17 protein-coding genes are annotated in these 16,983 nt (G+C 49.2%); 14 read left to right on the forward strand and 3 right to left on the reverse strand.

Annotated elements, in window-relative coordinates; genetic code table 11:
• The first annotated feature begins 307 nt into the window (after nt 1–307).
• Entirely contained in the window at nt 308–658 is a 351-nt protein-coding gene (locus ACQ76X_RS15445) for a hypothetical protein (protein ID WP_076112640.1), read from the forward strand.
• 20 nt (nt 659–678) lie between these two features.
• On the opposite strand, the gene ACQ76X_RS15450 is transcribed toward ACQ76X_RS15445, so the two are convergent.
• Nucleotides 679–1,125 (reverse strand): GNAT family N-acetyltransferase, encoded by a 447-nt coding sequence (locus ACQ76X_RS15450; RefSeq protein WP_038587271.1) that lies wholly within the window; start codon nt 1,123–1,125, stop codon nt 679–681.
• 645 nt (nt 1,126–1,770) lie between these two features.
• On the opposite strand from ACQ76X_RS15450, the gene ilvB reads away from it, so the two are divergent.
• The 4 genes from ilvB (at nt 1,771) to ACQ76X_RS15470 (ending at nt 6,839) form a co-directional block, all read left to right on the forward strand.
• Entirely contained in the window at nt 1,771–3,519 is a 1,749-nt protein-coding gene (ilvB, locus tag ACQ76X_RS15455) for a biosynthetic-type acetolactate synthase large subunit (protein ID WP_340894239.1), read from the forward strand.
• A complete protein-coding gene (gene ilvN, locus ACQ76X_RS15460; RefSeq protein ID WP_038587274.1) occupies nt 3,516–4,004 on the forward strand; it encodes an acetolactate synthase small subunit in 489 nt (162 codons plus the stop codon). The genes ilvB and ilvN overlap by 4 nt, the downstream gene beginning before the upstream one ends.
• 192 nt (nt 4,005–4,196) lie before the next feature.
• Nucleotides 4,197–5,189, forward strand: a complete 993-nt coding sequence (gene ilvC / locus ACQ76X_RS15465) for a ketol-acid reductoisomerase (protein ID WP_038587276.1) — start codon at nt 4,197–4,199, stop codon at nt 5,187–5,189.
• A gap of 108 nt (nt 5,190–5,297) precedes the next feature.
• Complete coding sequence (locus ACQ76X_RS15470) at nt 5,298–6,839, forward strand: 2-isopropylmalate synthase (protein ID WP_038587278.1); 1,542 nt, start codon at nt 5,298–5,300, stop codon at nt 6,837–6,839.
• Nucleotides 6,840–6,953: 114 nt separating this feature from the next.
• Here the strand turns inward: ACQ76X_RS15470 and ACQ76X_RS15475 are convergent, their stop codons facing one another.
• Nucleotides 6,954–8,087 (reverse strand): response regulator, encoded by a 1,134-nt coding sequence (locus tag ACQ76X_RS15475; RefSeq protein ID WP_438494913.1) that lies wholly within the window; start codon nt 8,085–8,087, stop codon nt 6,954–6,956.
• A gap of 227 nt (nt 8,088–8,314) precedes the next feature.
• Here ACQ76X_RS15475 and ACQ76X_RS15480 point away from each other — a divergent pair, with 227 nt between their 5' ends.
• From ACQ76X_RS15480 to ACQ76X_RS15495, 4 genes are read left to right on the forward strand one after another with little or no spacing between them, the layout of a single operon-like run.
• Nucleotides 8,315–8,881, forward strand: a complete 567-nt coding sequence (locus tag ACQ76X_RS15480) for an RNA polymerase sigma factor (protein ID WP_052091868.1) — start codon at nt 8,315–8,317, stop codon at nt 8,879–8,881.
• Nucleotides 8,878–9,333, forward strand: coding sequence for an anti-sigma factor family protein (locus tag ACQ76X_RS15485; RefSeq protein ID WP_438494914.1), 456 nt, complete (start codon nt 8,878–8,880; stop codon nt 9,331–9,333). The genes ACQ76X_RS15480 and ACQ76X_RS15485 overlap by 4 nt, the downstream gene beginning before the upstream one ends.
• A 28-nt stretch (nt 9,334–9,361) precedes the next feature.
• Complete coding sequence (locus ACQ76X_RS15490) at nt 9,362–9,859, forward strand: hypothetical protein (protein WP_038587282.1); 498 nt, start codon at nt 9,362–9,364, stop codon at nt 9,857–9,859.
• A gap of 19 nt (nt 9,860–9,878) precedes the next feature.
• On the forward strand, nt 9,879–10,967 hold the full coding sequence (locus tag ACQ76X_RS15495) for a DUF4097 family beta strand repeat-containing protein (RefSeq protein WP_341119681.1): 1,089 nt from the start codon (nt 9,879–9,881) through the stop codon (nt 10,965–10,967).
• Nucleotides 10,968–11,089: 122 nt separating this feature from the next.
• Here the strand turns inward: ACQ76X_RS15495 and ACQ76X_RS15500 are convergent, their stop codons facing one another.
• Nucleotides 11,090–12,070, reverse strand: coding sequence for an aldo/keto reductase (locus ACQ76X_RS15500; RefSeq protein WP_438494915.1), 981 nt, complete (start codon nt 12,068–12,070; stop codon nt 11,090–11,092).
• A gap of 186 nt (nt 12,071–12,256) precedes the next feature.
• Here ACQ76X_RS15500 and ACQ76X_RS15505 point away from each other — a divergent pair, with 186 nt between their 5' ends.
• From ACQ76X_RS15505 to ACQ76X_RS15525, 5 genes are all read left to right on the forward strand, one after another.
• Nucleotides 12,257–12,691, forward strand: coding sequence for a hypothetical protein (locus ACQ76X_RS15505; RefSeq protein ID WP_438494916.1), 435 nt, complete (start codon nt 12,257–12,259; stop codon nt 12,689–12,691).
• A gap of 236 nt (nt 12,692–12,927) precedes the next feature.
• Nucleotides 12,928–14,010 (forward strand): 3-isopropylmalate dehydrogenase, encoded by a 1,083-nt coding sequence (gene leuB, locus ACQ76X_RS15510; protein WP_342438812.1) that lies wholly within the window; start codon nt 12,928–12,930, stop codon nt 14,008–14,010.
• 248 nt (nt 14,011–14,258) lie between these two features.
• Nucleotides 14,259–14,798, forward strand: coding sequence for a peroxiredoxin (locus ACQ76X_RS15515; protein ID WP_038587292.1), 540 nt, complete (start codon nt 14,259–14,261; stop codon nt 14,796–14,798).
• A gap of 222 nt (nt 14,799–15,020) precedes the next feature.
• Nucleotides 15,021–15,428, forward strand: a complete 408-nt coding sequence (locus ACQ76X_RS15520) for a hypothetical protein (RefSeq protein WP_438494917.1) — start codon at nt 15,021–15,023, stop codon at nt 15,426–15,428.
• A 369-nt stretch (nt 15,429–15,797) separates the two neighbouring features.
• Nucleotides 15,798–16,901 carry an ATP-binding protein gene (locus ACQ76X_RS15525; protein WP_438494918.1) on the forward strand — a complete coding sequence of 368 codons (1,104 nt, stop codon included), beginning with the start codon at nt 15,798–15,800 and terminating at the stop codon, nt 16,899–16,901.
• The last annotated feature ends 82 nt before the right edge of the window (nt 16,902–16,983 follow it).

A 16,983-nucleotide genomic window follows, 5' to 3' on the forward strand; every position in this document is an offset into this window, starting at 1 on the left:
GCCGAAAATGCGTTTTTTTGTGCAAATATAAGAATTTATATGCTTCACGCTATAAATTATCCTTCTATTTCTCGCTGAAACGGATACCGTCCTTTTGAGGACGGCAAAGCCGTTTCCACTTGGCTTTGAGTCATATCTGCGGGGGGTGCAGTGTGGCTAAACCGCATGTTATTGCTACTCTTTCACAGGTCAGGGCATGTGTACAGGCGAATGGCAGACGCGCCGAATAAACTGTGTTGAAACTTATGCGAATGCATATGAGACAGGTGTGTAAGCAGATGCTTACAAAACTTTTAGGAGGGATATTATGGCACAGCCGGTTACAAAGAAACAGGTAATGAAGCTGGTGGGCAGAAATATTGTTGCAGTAAAAAAAGATGGTTCCAAAGTGACGGGCAAGCTGCTCCGCATTTCTGGAAACCGTCTGATCCTACAGCGTGTTAGCGGTAAGAAAGTACAAACCAAAGCATTGATTCCGCTGGTGCTGTTTGATTTGCTTGCCATAGGTACGGCTCCTTATGCCGGCGGATATGGCCCAGGTTATGGAGGCTCCCCGTATGGAGGCAATCCATATGGTGGATACGGTTATAACAAGTATGGAGGATATGCTCCTGGACCTTATGGCGGAGCTCCGGTACCTCCGATTGGCTTTTTCTAAGAAGTTTATAAGCAGCAGAGTTAATTGAACTGTTTCTCAAACTCATAACAGTAGTTTTGCGCCTGATAACGGGCTACTCTGTAGCCCATTTTTTGATAAAAGGAAATACCGGCAGTATTTCCAGTATCAACAGCAACCTTGGCCCGCTGACAACCGCGAGATAATGCAAATCGCTCTGCGCGGTCCATGAGCATATTCCCCCAATGTTTGCGCCTTGCTGCAGGGGCTACGGCCAGCATATCAATATACAGCAGATCACCGTGCAGCATAAAGTGGACAAACCCCAGCGGATCGCTCTCATAGTCTGGGCAGGCTACCAGTGTAACTCCTTGCCCCAAGCGGCGGGGCAGATCTTTTCTGACCTGATTAATTACGGTTTGGGGGAGATGGGATAAAGGGACGAGCTGCTTTTCAATCAGATCCAGAATGACGGTGTCGTCCTGCTTGGGTCTACGGTAACGAATCATAGAGCGCCTCCTTTCCACGCATTGTCGTACATCATATGCCCAGGGTGGTGTGGGCGTTACGGTAGAACAGAACAACAATTTGTGTCAGTTACGGAAATAAGGGTATTGACTTAACCGTGTGAGGAATCATATAATGTGTCTAAACATTTTATCGAACATACATGCATCGGCAATGATGAGGACGAAGTTTTAAGGGCTCTTTTGCTCAGAGAGTGAGAGGAATTGCTGCAACCTCCACCAGAATCCCTTATATACGAGCTCACCTCGGAGCTGTTTTCCTGAAAGGCCCATCGGCAACAGTGGTGGAATTATTAGGGGGAATCGTTTAGTCCGCGTTAGGGACTTCAGGTTACAAAGATTTGGGCCCTGCCTACATCGATGGATTTTTGTTACCTGATAAGGCGTTGCATCGCGAGATGTAATGCAAACATGGGTGGTACCACGGAAGATCAACCTTTCGTCCCTCACGCGCTTCTATTTTGCGCGTGGGTGGCGGAAGGTTTTTTTGTTGCCCATAAGATGATGGTTAGCTGCACTGGGTTGGTGAACACTAACTTTCAAGGAGTAAGCCAATTCTTACAGTTGATATAAAAGACGGTCTGTCATTTGCATAATGAATGTTAAATATCGAAGGGAGGAATACTGATGAGCGCGAATATACCGGAAGTGCGGTCTACAGAACAGTTACGTGAGAAATGGAAGAATCCCGAGGTGATTACGGGATCCGAAGTCCTGCTGCGCAGTCTAGTACTGGAGGGCGTTGATACTGTATTCGGATACCCGGGCGGGGCTGTGCTGTACATCTACGATGCGCTTCATGGCTTCGATGATTTCAAACATATTCTGACCCGGCATGAGCAAGGCGCCATTCACGCGGCTGACGGATATGCCAGAGCGAGCGGCAAAGCGGGAGTATGCATCGCTACCTCCGGACCCGGAGCTACCAACCTTGTAACCGGCATTGCCACCGCCTTTATGGATTCTGTTCCGCTGGTGGTCATCACCGGGAACGTCTTCTCCAGCCTGATTGGAACCGACGCATTCCAGGAAGCGGATATTACAGGCATCACAATGCCGATTACGAAGCATAGCTACCTGGTACGTGATGTTGAGGATCTGCCGCGAATCATTCATGAGGCGTTCCATATTGCCAATACAGGACGTAAAGGTCCGGTGCTGATTGATATTCCCAAAGATGTCTCGGCAGCCAAAATGTTATTCAATCCGGTGCAGCTGCAAGGTGTTAACCTTCGTGGTTATAATCCGCGGACCGTTCCGAACAAACTTCAACTCGATAAGCTGATCCGGGCCATTGATGCTGCAGAACGCCCGATTATTATTGCAGGCGGCGGTGTCATCTACTCCGGAGCGCATGAAGAGATGTATGAATTCGTAAAACGGACGGAAATTCCGATTACGACAACCCTGCTGGGACTGGGCTGTTTCCCGAGTGCGGATGAGCTATGGATGGGAATGCCGGGTATGCATGGCACATATACCGCCAACAATGCTATTCAACAGTGTGATCTGCTGATTAATATCGGTGCCCGGTTTGACGACCGTGTTACCGGCAAGCTGGACGGCTTCGCGCCAAAAGCCAAGATTGTTCATATTGATATCGATCCGGCAGAAATCGGCAAAAATGTATCGCCTGACATTCCGATCGTTGGCGACGTGAAGACAGTGCTGGAGATGCTGATTCCCGATGCACGCCGGGCAGCAGGTGCCGATGCCTGGAGAACACAAATTGCCCAGTGGAAGCTGGATCAGCCGCTTCGCTACAAGGATTCGGAGACTGAGCTTAAACCGCAATGGGTTATTGAAATGATAAACGACACCACCAAAGGTGAAGCTATCGTTACTACAGATGTAGGGCAGCACCAGATGTGGGCTGCACAATATTATAAATTTAATCATCCCCGCTCATGGATCACCTCCGGGGGACTTGGAACAATGGGCTTCGGATTTCCGTCAGCTATCGGAGCGCAAATGGCGCATCCGGACCGGCTGGTTGTCTCGATCAATGGGGACGGCGGCATGCAGATGTGTTCCCAGGAGCTTGCCATCTGTGCTATCAATAACATTCCGGTCAAGATTGTAGTTATTAACAATCAGGTGCTTGGTATGGTCCGGCAGTGGCAGAATCTGATCTATGAGAAGCGTTACAGCTATACCGACCTCGCCGGCAGCCCGGATTTCGTAAAGCTGGCTGAAGCCTATGGCGTTAAGGGACTGCGGGCCACGAACAAGGAAGAGGCTGGCGCAGCATGGAAGGAAGCTTTGGAAACGCCGGGACCTGTTCTGGTAGAATTCGTTGTTCCCAAAGACGAAAATGTCTACCCGATGGTAACTCAAGGGTCAACCATTGATCAAATGCTGATGGGGGATGAATGACAGTGATGAGACATACGATTGCTGTGCTTGTGAATGACCAACCAGGTGTGCTGCAGCGGGTTTCAGGGTTGTTCGGCCGCCGGGGGTTCAATATTGAGAGCATTACTGTGGGCCAATCCGAGGAGGTTGGATTATCCCGGATGGTTATTGTTACACTTGGTGACCAGCACACTCTGGAGCAGATTGAGAAGCAGCTCTACAAGCTAATTGATGTTATTAAGGTAGTGGATCTTGGCGCCAAACCGATGGTTGCCCGTGAATTGGCGCTGATTAAGGTCAAAGCTGACCCGGCCGAACGTCCAGAAATTATGGGCGTAGTCGAAACCTTCCGTGCCTCTGTAGTCGATATCGGTACAACAAGTGTGTTGGTACAGGTTGTGGGAGACACTCAGAAGATTGATGCAATGATTGAACTTCTCAAGCCATACGGCATCAAGGAGCTTTCCCGTACAGGAGTTACAGCGATGATTCGCGGCAATGCCTAATTGTCATAATTTACGGCTTTAACGGATTACTGCTGGTTTGCATTAATTTGATAAGATCATTTTGAATTTCCCCGCTAAAGAGCGGGGACTTGAGGAGCAGCCTGAATCCCAATCCGGATCATCACCGCGAGTTGGCGCTCTTGAAGTACCCGCTCTTTACGATGGGTCCCAAATTAAAGGAGGATATTGACAATGGCAGTGACAACGTACTATGAACAGGATGCAGAACTTAGTGTGTTAAAAGGGAAGACAATTGCAGTAATCGGGTACGGTAGCCAAGGGCATGCCCAGGCGCAAAACCTGCGCGACAGCGGGCTTCAGGTTGTCATCGGCCTGCGCGAAGGTAAATCCTTCGAAACCGCCAAAAATGACGGATTTGAAGTATTGCCGGTAGCTGAAGCAGTATCCCGTGCAGATGTAGTGCAAATTCTCATGCCGGACGAAACACAGGCATCCGTATATAAGAATGAAATTGAACCGAACCTCAAAAGCGGCGCAGCGTTGATGTTCTCCCACGGCTTCAATGTGCATTTCGGCCAAATCGTTGCTCCTAAGGATGCGGATGTGCTGCTGGTAGCACCGAAATCCCCGGGTCACATGGTTCGCCGTACTTATGTTGAAGGCTTCGGCGTTCCTGGCCTGATCGCCATCGAGCAGGATGCAACCGGCAACGCCAAAGCAATCGGCCTTGCTTATGCCAAAGGCATTGGCTGTACCCGCGCAGGGGTTATCGAAACCTCCTTCCGTGAAGAAACCGAAACCGATCTGTTTGGCGAGCAGGCTGTACTTTGCGGTGGTGTATCCGCTCTGATCAAAGCCGGCTTCGAAACTCTTACAGAAGCAGGATATGCTCCTGAAATGGCATACTTTGAATGTCTGCATGAACTTAAACTGATCGTTGACCTCGTGTATGAAGGCGGACTTGCCACTATGCGCGATTCCATCAGCAACACTGCTGAATACGGCGACTATGTAACTGGTCCACGTATTGTTACGGATGAAACCAAAAAAGCAATGAAGGCTGTGCTTACCGATATTCAACAAGGTAAATTTGCCCGTGACTTTATCCTTGAGAACCAGTCCGGCCGTGCTTTCCTTACAGCTACCCGCCGCAACGAAGCTGCTCATCCGGTAGAAGTAGTAGGCAGCCAGCTGCGTGAAATGATGCACTGGATTAAGAAATAGGCTCATATACTTAAGATTATTGAAACTATAGTGCAATCCTCAGATGCGGCCGTAACTTTTGCGGGCCGCATTTGAGGGTTTAAGCACAATTTTCAGGAGGTGCTCAGCATGCGGAAAATTTATGTGTTCGACACGACGCTGCGTGACGGAGAGCAGTCGCCGGGTGTGAACCTCAACACACGAGAGAAAGTCGAAATCGCTTACCAGCTGGAAAAGCTGGGCATTGACCGGATGGAGGCGGGATTCCCTGCGGCTTCGCCGGGTGATCTGGCAGCGGTAAACGCAGTGGCAAAAGCCGTGAAGAATGTTACGCTGATCGGTCTTTCCCGCTCCAGAGAGAGTGACATTGATGCGGTGAAAGAAGCACTGAAGGGAGCGCAGGACCCCTGCATTCATATTTTTCTTGCCACGTCACCCATCCACCGCCAGCATAAGTTGCGCATGGATAAAGCACAGGTGCTGGAGACTGCGCAGTCCGCTATCCGCTATGCCAAGAAATATTTCTCCAAGCTGGAGTTTTCACTGGAAGATGCGGGGCGTACAGAGCGTGACTTCATGGCCGAGATGGTAGCTATGGCCATCCGTGAGGGTGCAAATGTAGTGAATATTCCCGATACGGTTGGTTATTTGAATCCTTCGGAATACGGGGCTATTTTCAAATTCCTGAAGGACAATGTACCGGACATCGAGCGGGTTCAGCTTAGCGCCCACTGTCATAATGACCTGGGTATGGCTACTGCCAATACGCTTGCTGCGATCCAGAATGGTGCGGATCAAATCGAAGGCACAATCAACGGTATTGGTGAGCGTGCCGGAAATACGGCGATTGAAGAGGTCGCGCTGGCGCTGGAGACGCGCAGTGAGTTTTTTGATGCAAAAACTTCGCTGGTGCTGTCGGAGATTTCACGCACAAGCCGTCTGGTCAGCAAGCTGACCGGGATGGTGGTACCAGGTAACAAGGCGATTGTTGGTGCCAACGCCTTTGCCCATGAATCGGGTATTCATCAGGATGGCATGCTGAAGGAGAAAACTACCTACGAAATCATGACACCTGAGACCATCGGCCTCAAAGAGAGCAAGCTAGTGCTTGGCAAACACTCTGGACGTCATGCCTTCCGCGATAAGCTTAGCGATCTGGGATACGATGTTTCTGAAGAAGAGTTGAACGTTGCTTTCGCAAGGTTCAAGGATCTTGCGGATAAGAAGAAGGAAGTGTCCGATGAGGACATTATGGCGCTGCTGGAAGAGAGGCTGATTGATACGCCGGAAATTTTCAGCCTGCAGACGATTTACGTTACCTATGGCAATGAAGCTACGCCAACCGCCAAGGTGGTTATTAAAAGCCAGGAGGCGCAGCCGATTGTGGCGGTGGCCGAAGGCAACGGCTCGGTGGATGCGATTTATAATGCCATTGATCAGGCTACGGGTGAGGAAGTGACACTCGGAGATTATTCGATTAAAGCGGTTAGCCGGGGAAAAGACGCGCAGGGCGAGGTGCATGTCGTACTGTCGCAGGGTGAAGTGGCCGCACAGGGCCGCGGACTGAGCACGGATATTCTGGAAGCCAGTGCCAGAGCCTATTTGGATGCGCTCAACAAGCTGCTGGAGAAACGAAAAACCTACACGCAGCGTGATCACGCCCAGCTGTAAAGAAGTTCAGTGTCTCTAAACAAGTTCTTATCGAGCTGTCAGTACAGTGGAATAATGTCTGCTGTACCGGCAGCTTTTTTGATTGCAAAAAAGGAGGGGTACATTCTAGAGGATTCAGTGAATGTGCTGCTTCCAATTATGATACCAGCGCTCAATATTGACGGGCAGCTCAATGCTGAGCTCCCTGTTCAGCAAATCCGTGAGGATGTTGTATTGCTCCTCTACCGCCGAACGTTCTCCTATGCGTTCATAGACCTTCATGAGGCCTAAATGGCCTTGCTCAAAATAAGGCTGCAGCTGTACAATCCGCTGATACACGGTCACCGCCTCCGGGATTTTTCCGCAGCCGATATAGAACTCGGCCATCTCCATCGCATGATGCAGCCAAATGCTTCGCAGGCGCTGGCGTTCACTTTCTGCCCACAAATAATCATAGTCGGCCAAATAATCGCCCGAGTAAAAGCCAAACCAATACTGGTACTGCCCATAGTTGCCAGCATTTATCGGATCAAGGGAGAGGATTCCTTTTTCCCATTCTGCACTGTCTACCAGCTTGCTTCCTGTTTCCAGCTTATAACCTTCCCCGCCGCTTAGATTGCTGATCCGCAGATCTGTTTTCCCTTGCTTTAGGCATTGACGCACCTGATAAATAGTTGTATACAGATGGTTGGAAGCCTTCTTTAAATTGAAATCAGGCCACAGCAGATCAATCAGCGTGTCTTTACTGATGAAGCGGTTTCGGTGATGAAATAAATAGGCGAATAATTCCTGCCCCTTTGCGGTACGCCAGCGGATGTCGTGCAGCTGCAGTCCGTTCCGTTCGAACCGGAGACATTGAAAACAACGGATCATTATTTCACTCCCGTTGTTTTCTTGCGGCTCCTGGTGCATTTTTTCCTCCACGCGCGAGAGGGTCTTTATCAGCCGTTCCCTTCGCACAGGCTTCAGAACATAGTCAAGGGCATGAAGCTCGAAGGCATCCACTGCATAGCTGTTATAAGCAGTCACAAAGACAATGCTCGTCCGGGGGCAGTGAATTTGAATGATTTCTGCTGCCTGCAGTCCGTTTAATTCGGGCATATCGATGTCGAGAAAGATAACGTCAGGGTTCAGGTAAGCAGCTTCGCTGACGGCTTTCCTTGAATCTGTGAAGGTAGCTACAATCGCAACAGTCTCCAGCTCCTCCAGCATCATCTTCAAGTTCATGAGAGCAAGCCGCTCATCATCCACAAGCACTGCGCGAATCATTGAATCACCGCCAATTTACTATGAGTTTTTAGTTCGGGTTGTTAAGGCAATCACTACAATAAGTTTGCTTTTGCCATAATAATGAGGTGATTTCGACAAGAAAAGGCATTAATCCTTCAAAAAGGAATTTATCCTGTTGTAAGATATACATAATGAGCTTGAAAGTCCACGACAAAAAAATATTTAAAAACGTTGCAGGGAACTCCGGTTGCCCGGCGTCTAACTTTATGAAGCTGAAGGAGGGGAGAATACTGGAAGAGACGGAGTGGATTTCTGCTGTGCTAAGCGGCGAGCACCAAGCCTTTGGGCATCTGGTCAATCGTTATCAAGGCATGGTGTACAGAGTATGCATCAAAATTACGGGAGAAGCCGAGTCGGCCAAGGATATGGCCCAGGAAGTCTTCATAAAAGCCTACAAGGCACTTCCCTCCTTCAGGGGGCAGTCTTCATTCTCCACCTGGCTGTACCGGATTGCTTACCGGACCTGTCTCGACTGGAAACGGGCGAATGACAGGGAGTGGCGGCACCGCAGTATGGCAGATTACACGGAGAATGACTGGGTAACGACGCAAACACCTGAGTCTGCGGTGCTGCGCAAGGAAGCCTCGCAGGAGCTTGACGAGAATTTGAACAACCTCACGGAACCGTACCGGTCGGTCGTGCAGTTGTATTATTTTCAGCGTCACTCCTATCAGGAAATTGCTGATCAAAAAGGGATTTCAGTTAAAACAGTGGAATCGCAGCTCTACAGGGCCAGACAGATGATGCGTAAAAGCGGGGAGGAATGGCGATGAATTGTGCAACAGTAAAAGAATGGATGCCACATTATATCGAAGGCTTGCTGTCTCCAGAAGTGGAGCTGAATGTTCGTCTGCACATTGAATCTTGTCCCGAATGCGCGCAATGGCTGGAAGAAGCCAGAGGGCTGGCGGCACTGTGGAGTGAGATTGAGGCGGGCGGTGAGCCGGTGGATCTTCCGGAGTATCCCGATTTTACCGCTGATGTGATGTCACGTATTGAACAGCTTGAAACCGGGCGCAGAGAGCGTACCGTTAAATCGACTATGTCCAGACGCCGGACTGCACCGGGAACCTCATGGATGCATTACGGACTTGCTGCTTGCTTAACCTTCCTGCTGCTGCAACTTGGGGTATTTGAGAATCTGGCTTATGGCATCAATGAAATTAACGGGCATATGTCAACTTCAGTCACTTCCTGGTTTAATGCTCAGGGAAGCGCAAAATAGAAAAATTAACACTAAAGGAGCATATTAGATGATTAAAAAAAGACGCTGGCTGACGTTTCTGCTCGCGATGGTTCCAGGGATTGGCCACTTATATCTGGGATTCAAAAAGTTGGGCCTTCAGTATATGATTGGAGCATCGCTCTGCATCATACTTATTCCTTCCATGCCGACGGTATTTCCATTCGCCCTCGCGGCCTTATGGTTCTACCAGCTGTTTGATGCGCTGCAGAAAGCGGCCTGGATGAAAGTATCCGCCGCTGAGCATGAGCGGATGATGTTTCATCCAGACAGTTTCGGAGCGCCGTGGACGATGGGGATGCCTGCGGCTCCAGATTATCCGCATGATGATCTGAATCCGGTCTGGGTGGGGATCGGCTGTGTAGTAGTGGGTTTCTTGCTGCTGTTGATTACTGCTTTCCCATGGCTCTGGCACATTCTCACAGATATGAACATCGGGGCAATTCTGCTGTCGCTTGGCTTAATCGGGTACGGGCTTAGTATGCTTAGAAAAAATCCTAAAGTATAGAGAAATGGGGAAATGAACCATGGGGAGATGGAAAATCGGCAGTTTTACGGCCGCAATTGGCTGCATCGTGCTGGGTGTCATTATTGTACTTGCCCAATTTGATGTGGTAACGTATGACGCACTGGGTTTTATCTGGCCTGCGTTGCTCATTCTGTTCGGCCTGGAAATGCTGCTCAGGCTTTTCATCAGATCAGAGGTTAAGAGCCGTGTCAGCGGTTGGGCAGTTGTCCTGATCATTGTGCTGGTCGCAGCTAGTGGAGCACAGACTGTGCTGACCGGCGGCTCAATAAGCCGCATTCTCGGCAAGACACAGCTGGCTCCGCTCAGCGGAACCGTGGAGGTAAAGCCGGAAATCAAGAAAATTAAGATTGAATTGCCGAACGGGAAGGTTAAGGTTCAAGGTGTGGAAGGCAGCACGCTTGATTATGAAGGCAGCCTCGAGCTTCCTGGTAAATCTGCAAGTGAAGCAGCAAGTGCGCTGGAAAAGAAGTGGAAGGTGACGACGGAAGGAGACACCCTAACTCTGGAGCTGGACGAAGAAACGACTTGGCTCGATATTCAAATCGGATTTAATTTCAAGGATCCGTACCTGAACGTCAATCTTCCTATGAATCTGGCTGTGGAGGTTGACACTGGCGATGGTTCAGTTGAGGCTTCAGACCTGAAGGCTGGCATTGAAATCGATACCAGCAACGGCACCCTGGATATTCATGATGTTGCCGGAGGTGTAGATGCCCACACGAGTAACGGCACGATGGTGGTGAAGGAGGTCCAGGGGGAAGTGAAGCTTGTCAGTTCCAACGGAGCGATCACCCTGGGGAATATAGACGGCTCCTTAACGGCCAAGAGCAGCAACGGCAGGATTACCATTGACTCGGCGGCTACAGGCGACTGGGATCTCAAATCCAGCAACGGCAAAATTACCGCCAGCCTGCCGGCAGCAAGCGATGCAAAGATTACTGCCGACACCAGCAACGGTGCGCTGAAGGGGAATATCAATTGGCAGCGCGACGGCGATAACCATGGAACCGCCGTACTTGGCAACGGAACTCATAAGGTATCTTTATCAACCAGCAACGGTGCAGTGACCGTGGATACGACTGAATAATAAAAATAAGGAGCTGTTCCCCCGTAAGGGGGCAGCTCCTTATTGCTTTATAAGATCAATAGAAGGACAGGGTTCTGCCGTTAACTTCTGCCGATTGGCTGAAGTTAACGGCCCGTGGCGTTCTACCAGGCGTAGGCTTTCGGGGCTTCCCCACCGGGTCCCGGGAAGATTTCATCCAGACGCTTCAGCACGGATTCCTCCAGCACAATCTCCAGGCAGCGCAGGGCGCTTTCGAATTGCTCAAGCGTCCGCGGCCCGATAATCGGTGCCGTTACGGCAGGGTTGGCCAACAGCCAGGCCAGAGCGATATTATCCTGTGGCTCCCCGAGCTCGCGGCTTAAATCGGCAAAAGCCGTAAGCTGGCTCTTGTATTGCTCTACACGTTCAGAGTTGCCGCTGCTGCGGCTGCCCTCAATCTTCTTGAGCGCATTGCGGCCAAGAAGTCCGCCGTCGAGCGGGCTCCACGGAATAATGCCGAGGCCGAGATTCTTCGAGGCAGGCAGCACCTCAAGCTCAGGGAGACGGCAGGTCAGGCTGTATTTATGCTGCTCTGATACGAGACCTAGGAAACCGCGGGCTTTCGCTTCCATCTGCGCCACGGCAATATCCCAACCGGCAAAGTTACTGGAGCCGACATAGCCGATTTTGCCTTGGCTTACAGCGAGCTCAAATGCACCCCACAGCTCGCTCCAGGAAACCTTACGGTCGATATGGTGCATCTGGTACAACTCGATGTGATCGGTCTGCAGGCGCTGTAGTGAGCCTTCCAGATGGCGGCGGATAATATAGGAGGACAGGCCGGCTTCATCGTTGGGTCCGTCCAGTTTGTCGCTCATTGCTCCGTAGACCTTGGTGGCCAGTACGACCTTTTCACGCCGGCCGCCGCCCTGCTTGAACCAGCGGCCGATGATCGTCTCCGTCAGTCCGGAGTTTTCACCCCATCCATAAATGTTAGCGGTATCAAAAAAGTTGACCCCGGCATCCAGCGCAGCATCCATAATGCGGAAGGCTTCCTTCTCATCCGTAATCGGACCAAAGTTCATCGTTCCCAGACATAGGCGGCTGACCTTCAGACCGGACTTGCCAAGCTTCGTGTATTGCACTCCGCAATCACTCCCTCAATCCATTTTGATGAACAACTGCATACTAATTGTAAACAACTTAAGAAACAAGAGCAAACACAGCAGCACTTGCAGAAATCAGCAATAAATATATATACAAATTTAACCATAATGGTAGAATGGAGACAAGCGTATAAATGCGCTTACATTTTCTAAAGGAGGAAGATTATGAGAAGAAAAGGTGTCTTATCTGCTGTAGTCGCATTAGTAATGATGTTCAGTATGGTGTCTTCCGTTTTCGCTGTCTCTTCCACCGTTCTTATTCCCAACCTGGATTATTTTGTCCAGCATAGCCTGAAAAATGATGATACAGTCACCTTCAAGTACAAAAATACTTCGAGTACAACGCAAACCGCAATTTTCAGAATTACCAACGTAGGTCCTCTGGATACGGGAACTGACCAGGTAACGGGTAAATTTCAAGGCAGCTATTCTCTTGTTTATGCCAACGGACAAACAATAAACCTTGGAACGATTGGGGGTTCCAGCCTTTCCGGAGGACTCAACAATTATCTGGCTCCGAATGCCTCTCTGGTAGTCACCGTAAAGAACGCCAATGTCAATTCGCAGAATGCTTTTAAGATCAGATTCGATAATCATTAATCTATCAATGACAAGCTTGTGGTAAAAGGGCTCTCCAGTCAGACTGCAAGAAGATGACCGGGGAGCCTTTTGTGCGAACTTGTGAATACAGCACTAACTTCAAGTCTGGTTGACTTATAGGAGATACCTATCACTTCCATAGAATCTATATCTTTGTCCTTTTCCCGGCGGTATGATACAACAATATAAAGAAGAACTATGTCTGCGTGCAGCAGGCAATCTAAGGAGTGACTGGAATGAGCGAGGTTAAAAAAATTGCCGTAATTGCCGGGGACGGTATCGGACCTGAAGTTGTAGCTGAAGCTGAAAAAGTACTCAAGAAAGCGGAAGAGGTATTCGGGTACACCTTTGAAACTGAGCATGCGCTGTTCGGCGGCATTGCGATTGATGAACGGGGAACCCCGCTGCCGGAAGATACACTGGAAATTTGCCGCAGTGCAGATGCAGTGCTGCTCGGAGCCGTCGGCGGACCGAAATGGGACAACAATCCGAAGGAGCTGCGTCCGGAAACAGGATTGCTCGGTATCCGCAAAGCACTGGGGCTGTTCTCCAACCTGCGTCCGGCTGTTGTATTCGATTGCCTGAAGGATGCGTCAACGCTGAAACCGGAAGTGCTGGAAGGCACTGACCTCATGGTTGTGCGGGAACTGACAGGCGGCATCTATTTCGGAGAGAAGCTGCGCCGCCAAGGTGAGCATGGGGAAGAAGCTGTTGATACCTGCGTATATAACGTAACGGAAGTAGAACGTATTGTCCGCCAGGCCTTTGAAATTGCCGGTAAACGCCGAAATAAGCTGGCGAGTGTCGATAAAGCGAATGTTCTGGAAACATCCCGCTTATGGCGTGAGGTTGTGAACAGAATTGCTCCGGAATATCCGCAGGTGGAATTGGAGCATGTGCTCGTGGACAACTGTGCAATGCAGCTGTTGCGCCGTCCTTCCAGCTTCGATGTGATTGTTACCGAGAACATGTTCGGAGATATCCTGAGTGATGAAGCGGCAATGCTGACCGGTTCCATCGGTATGCTGGCTTCAGCTTCACTGGGTGAGGGCAGCTACGGCCTGTATGAGCCGGTCCACGGCTCCGCGCCTGACATTGCCGGTCAAGGTCTGGCCAATCCTATCGCGACCATCCTGTCGCTTGCGCTGATGTTCCGTATGACCTTTGGCTACGAGGAGGCAGCAGCTGCAATTGAGACCGCTGTGGCTGAAGTGCTGGATGCAGGACACCGTACGAGCGATATTGCAGTAGACAAGAGCAAAGCGATCAGCACAACCGAAATGGGCGATCTGATTGTTGCGGCGATCCGCAAAGCGTAAGGTACCACAGCTTACCTCCTTTGACTCAGAAAAACAAAAAACTTCACAGAAAGTTGCTTATTTATAATAATTATAAAAAAGTAATGAATGTAATATTGACTTTGATTTTGTACGATGATACCATTTGGTCTATAGCAATAAGAAATTGACCAACCATCATAATTCAAGAAAAGCATATTGCGCCGGTTTCCTCGCGGAGCTGTCGCAAGTGGTTGTTTTTCTTACATAATCAAAGGAGGATTTAAGCAATGGCAGAACGTTTGGTAGGTAAACCAGCCCCTGATTTCACTATGGAAACAGTAACGGGCGACGGTAAAGATTTTGGTAAGGTAAGCTTGTCCGACTATCGCGGCAAATGGCTTGTATTCTTCTTTTATCCGCTTGACTTCACTTTTGTGTGCCCGACGGAAATTACAGCATTGAGCGATGCTGCTGCTGATTTTGCAGCACTCGATACAGAAATTCTGGGTGTGAGCATCGACTCGATCCACAGCCACAAAGCATGGCTTACTACACCAAAAGATATGAATGGTCTTGGACAAGTCAACTTCCCGCTTGCTTCTGATATCACGAAGAAAGTTGCCAGTGACTACGGCGTCCTGATCGAAGAAGAAGGCGTGGCGCTTCGTGGACTGTTCATCATCGATCCTGAAGGCGAATTGAAATATCAAGTGGTTAACCACAATGATGTAGGCCGCAGCGTGGAAGAAACACTACGTGTTCTGCAAGCCTTGCAATCCGGCGGACTGTGCGCTATGAACTGGAAACCGGGCGACAAGAACCTGTAAGCCTATGTCTTTAAGCGTTCTTTGATATACTAATGAGAACCTCCTTGCGGGAGCAATTCCCGGAAAGGGGGTTTTTTGCAACAAAGAGCCCTTATTTAACGGTATTTCGTTTTAAAACGGGCGCAGAGGTTAATATATAGCCTGTAGGAGAGGAATCTCTCCCCGCATCTTGTAATACAATAATACCAAATCAATGGAACTTACCAAGGAGGGTGAACAAGTATGAGCTTTTGCTGTGGAGCGAGTATGGTTGGAACTAAGGGAACCCTAAAACATTATCGCACGCAAGTCCATAATGTTCCCCTGCTTTTTTGTCCGGTATGCCACCGGGTAGAGGTACATTACAAAGTCGAAAATGAGTATGAGATTCTGGCAGGGTATGCTCATGGCGACGGGGTAACCGATGTTGATTTTCAAGACTATGTGATGGAAGACGAGGAAGCGATCTTCGAAAACGTCATTAATGTGGAGAGTGAAGATCCTCTTGCCATTGTGCGGAATCAGATCGATATGGCGCTTGACCTGCTGGCTGTTGCCAAGCAGATCGAAGATACCAAATGGGAACGTGAGCTTAAGAAGCGCCTGGCCGTAATGAGCCAGCGGCGCCATCGCTTGCAGCAGAAAGCTTAAGGTCATCAAGAATACGATGGGATAGCCCTGGAATATTTCATTATGGAAGCCTTCGCGGCAGCGAAGGCTTTTTTTTGTAGTATTCCTTAATAATGGACAACCATTGGTACGGAAAAAGAGCGGAATTTTGTTTTGGATCGATATTTAATGTGTCTTAAGAATCATTTTAGAAATATTTTTAGGATTCGACAGTTTCTCCGATTGCGTTGTCTTCTTCTCTTGGATATGATTGGAATATAGTTGAAACGGTTGGATAATATAATACGATTTCCGAATGTTCTGGCGGCTTCGTCATATACTCAAATACATAGTAATTTGATGTCGCTTAAGCGTCTTCGTCAAATGCAGTAAAAGGGGGAACTTCGTATCGTGATAAGCCAATATCAAGAAAGCTTGCTTTTACCGGCAAGAACGTTTCAATCCGGATCAATGGACACTACATATGAGGATGTTCTGGAGCACATTGACAGTGGGATATTACTTTTTGATGAAGAGGGAGTTCTAACTTTTGTTAATAAACAAATGTATGGCATGCTTGAACTGAACCGCCATTCTCTATTGGGCTGCACGATGGCCCATCTGTTATCCCATATCCAGCTCAGCCGCTTTAAGAAGAAGCAGGTACTGCGGAGTTATCGGGAGATGGTGCAAAAGGGGAAGCAGAGCTATGAATTCGTAGATGAATACGGCCGTTACTGGCGGGTTTCATTATGCTGCGGAGAGCAAATGAAGGGCAGTTATTTGTTTACGGTCAAAGAAATCTCCGATTACAAGCTGATTGAGCAAACTGCTTACCAGAATGACAGCCTGGCTATGCTGGGCAAGCTGTCCGCTTCCATCGCCCATGAGATTCGTAATCCGCTCACTGCGATCCGGGGATTTATTCAATTGCTGCATCCTCATCTGCATCAACTGGGCAAAGAAGAATACGGCAGAATTATACTGGCTGAGATTGACCGCGCCAATGACATTATTCATGAATTCCTGACTTCTTCCAAGCCTTCAGTACCGCAGGTCAGCATGATTCCTGTATCGGCATTGCTTAAAGAGGTTGTCCTGCTTACAGAGAGCGAAGCCTTGATGAAAGGCTGCCAGATTAATCTCCACCCACCACATGGCGATATGATCATCTCCGGGGATGCCAAGCAAATGAAGCAAGTGGTGCTGAATATGATTAAAAATGCAATGGAAGCGATTACAGAGCGAGATGATGACCAAATTGGAAAGATTGAGGTAGGGGCACGCCGGGAAGGGGCGGAGGTCCGTATCTTTATTTCCGACAATGGCAAAGGGATGGATATCTTAACACTGGACAGGTTGTTCAACCCTTTCTTTACGACGAAGGAAAACGGGACGGGGCTTGGGCTGTCCGTAAGTGACAGGATCATCAAGAATCATGGCGGCTGCATCTCTGTAAGCAGCAGAGTCAACGAAGGCACCCGGTTTGTCATTTCTTTGCCGCTTATTCAGTAAAAGGGGGTTCTGGGCGGATTTTTGGACAATACTGAGTTATACTTAATAAGCGAAAGAGGCTGATTCCTGCATTGCACAGCTT

Source organism: Paenibacillus sp. IHBB 3054 (genome assembly GCF_051594305.1).
Taxonomy (GTDB): Bacteria; Bacillota; Bacilli; order Paenibacillales; family Paenibacillaceae; genus Paenibacillus_AQ.

Bases quoted from the DNA above. Each gene is read 5' to 3' on its own strand.
- ACQ76X_RS15445 (WP_076112640.1), top strand. From the start codon at position 308: ATGGCACAGCCGGTTACAAAGAAACAGGTAATGAAGCTGGTGGGCAGA.
- ACQ76X_RS15450 (WP_038587271.1), bottom strand. From the start codon at position 1,125: ATGATTCGTTACCGTAGACCCAAGCAGGACGACACCGTCATTCTGGAT.
- ilvB (WP_340894239.1), top strand. From the start codon at position 1,771: ATGAGCGCGAATATACCGGAAGTGCGGTCTACAGAACAGTTACGTGAG.
- ilvN (WP_038587274.1), top strand. From the start codon at position 3,516: ATGACAGTGATGAGACATACGATTGCTGTGCTTGTGAATGACCAACCA.
- ilvC (WP_038587276.1), top strand. From the start codon at position 4,197: ATGGCAGTGACAACGTACTATGAACAGGATGCAGAACTTAGTGTGTTA.
- ACQ76X_RS15470 (WP_038587278.1), top strand. From the start codon at position 5,298: ATGCGGAAAATTTATGTGTTCGACACGACGCTGCGTGACGGAGAGCAG.
- ACQ76X_RS15475 (WP_438494913.1), bottom strand. From the start codon at position 8,087: ATGATTCGCGCAGTGCTTGTGGATGATGAGCGGCTTGCTCTCATGAAC.
- ACQ76X_RS15480 (WP_052091868.1), top strand. From the start codon at position 8,315: ATGAAGCTGAAGGAGGGGAGAATACTGGAAGAGACGGAGTGGATTTCT.
- ACQ76X_RS15485 (WP_438494914.1), top strand. From the start codon at position 8,878: ATGAATTGTGCAACAGTAAAAGAATGGATGCCACATTATATCGAAGGC.
- ACQ76X_RS15490 (WP_038587282.1), top strand. From the start codon at position 9,362: ATGATTAAAAAAAGACGCTGGCTGACGTTTCTGCTCGCGATGGTTCCA.
- ACQ76X_RS15495 (WP_341119681.1), top strand. From the start codon at position 9,879: ATGGGGAGATGGAAAATCGGCAGTTTTACGGCCGCAATTGGCTGCATC.
- ACQ76X_RS15505 (WP_438494916.1), top strand. From the start codon at position 12,257: ATGAGAAGAAAAGGTGTCTTATCTGCTGTAGTCGCATTAGTAATGATG.
- leuB (WP_342438812.1), top strand. From the start codon at position 12,928: ATGAGCGAGGTTAAAAAAATTGCCGTAATTGCCGGGGACGGTATCGGA.
- ACQ76X_RS15515 (WP_038587292.1), top strand. From the start codon at position 14,259: ATGGCAGAACGTTTGGTAGGTAAACCAGCCCCTGATTTCACTATGGAA.
- ACQ76X_RS15520 (WP_438494917.1), top strand. From the start codon at position 15,021: ATGAGCTTTTGCTGTGGAGCGAGTATGGTTGGAACTAAGGGAACCCTA.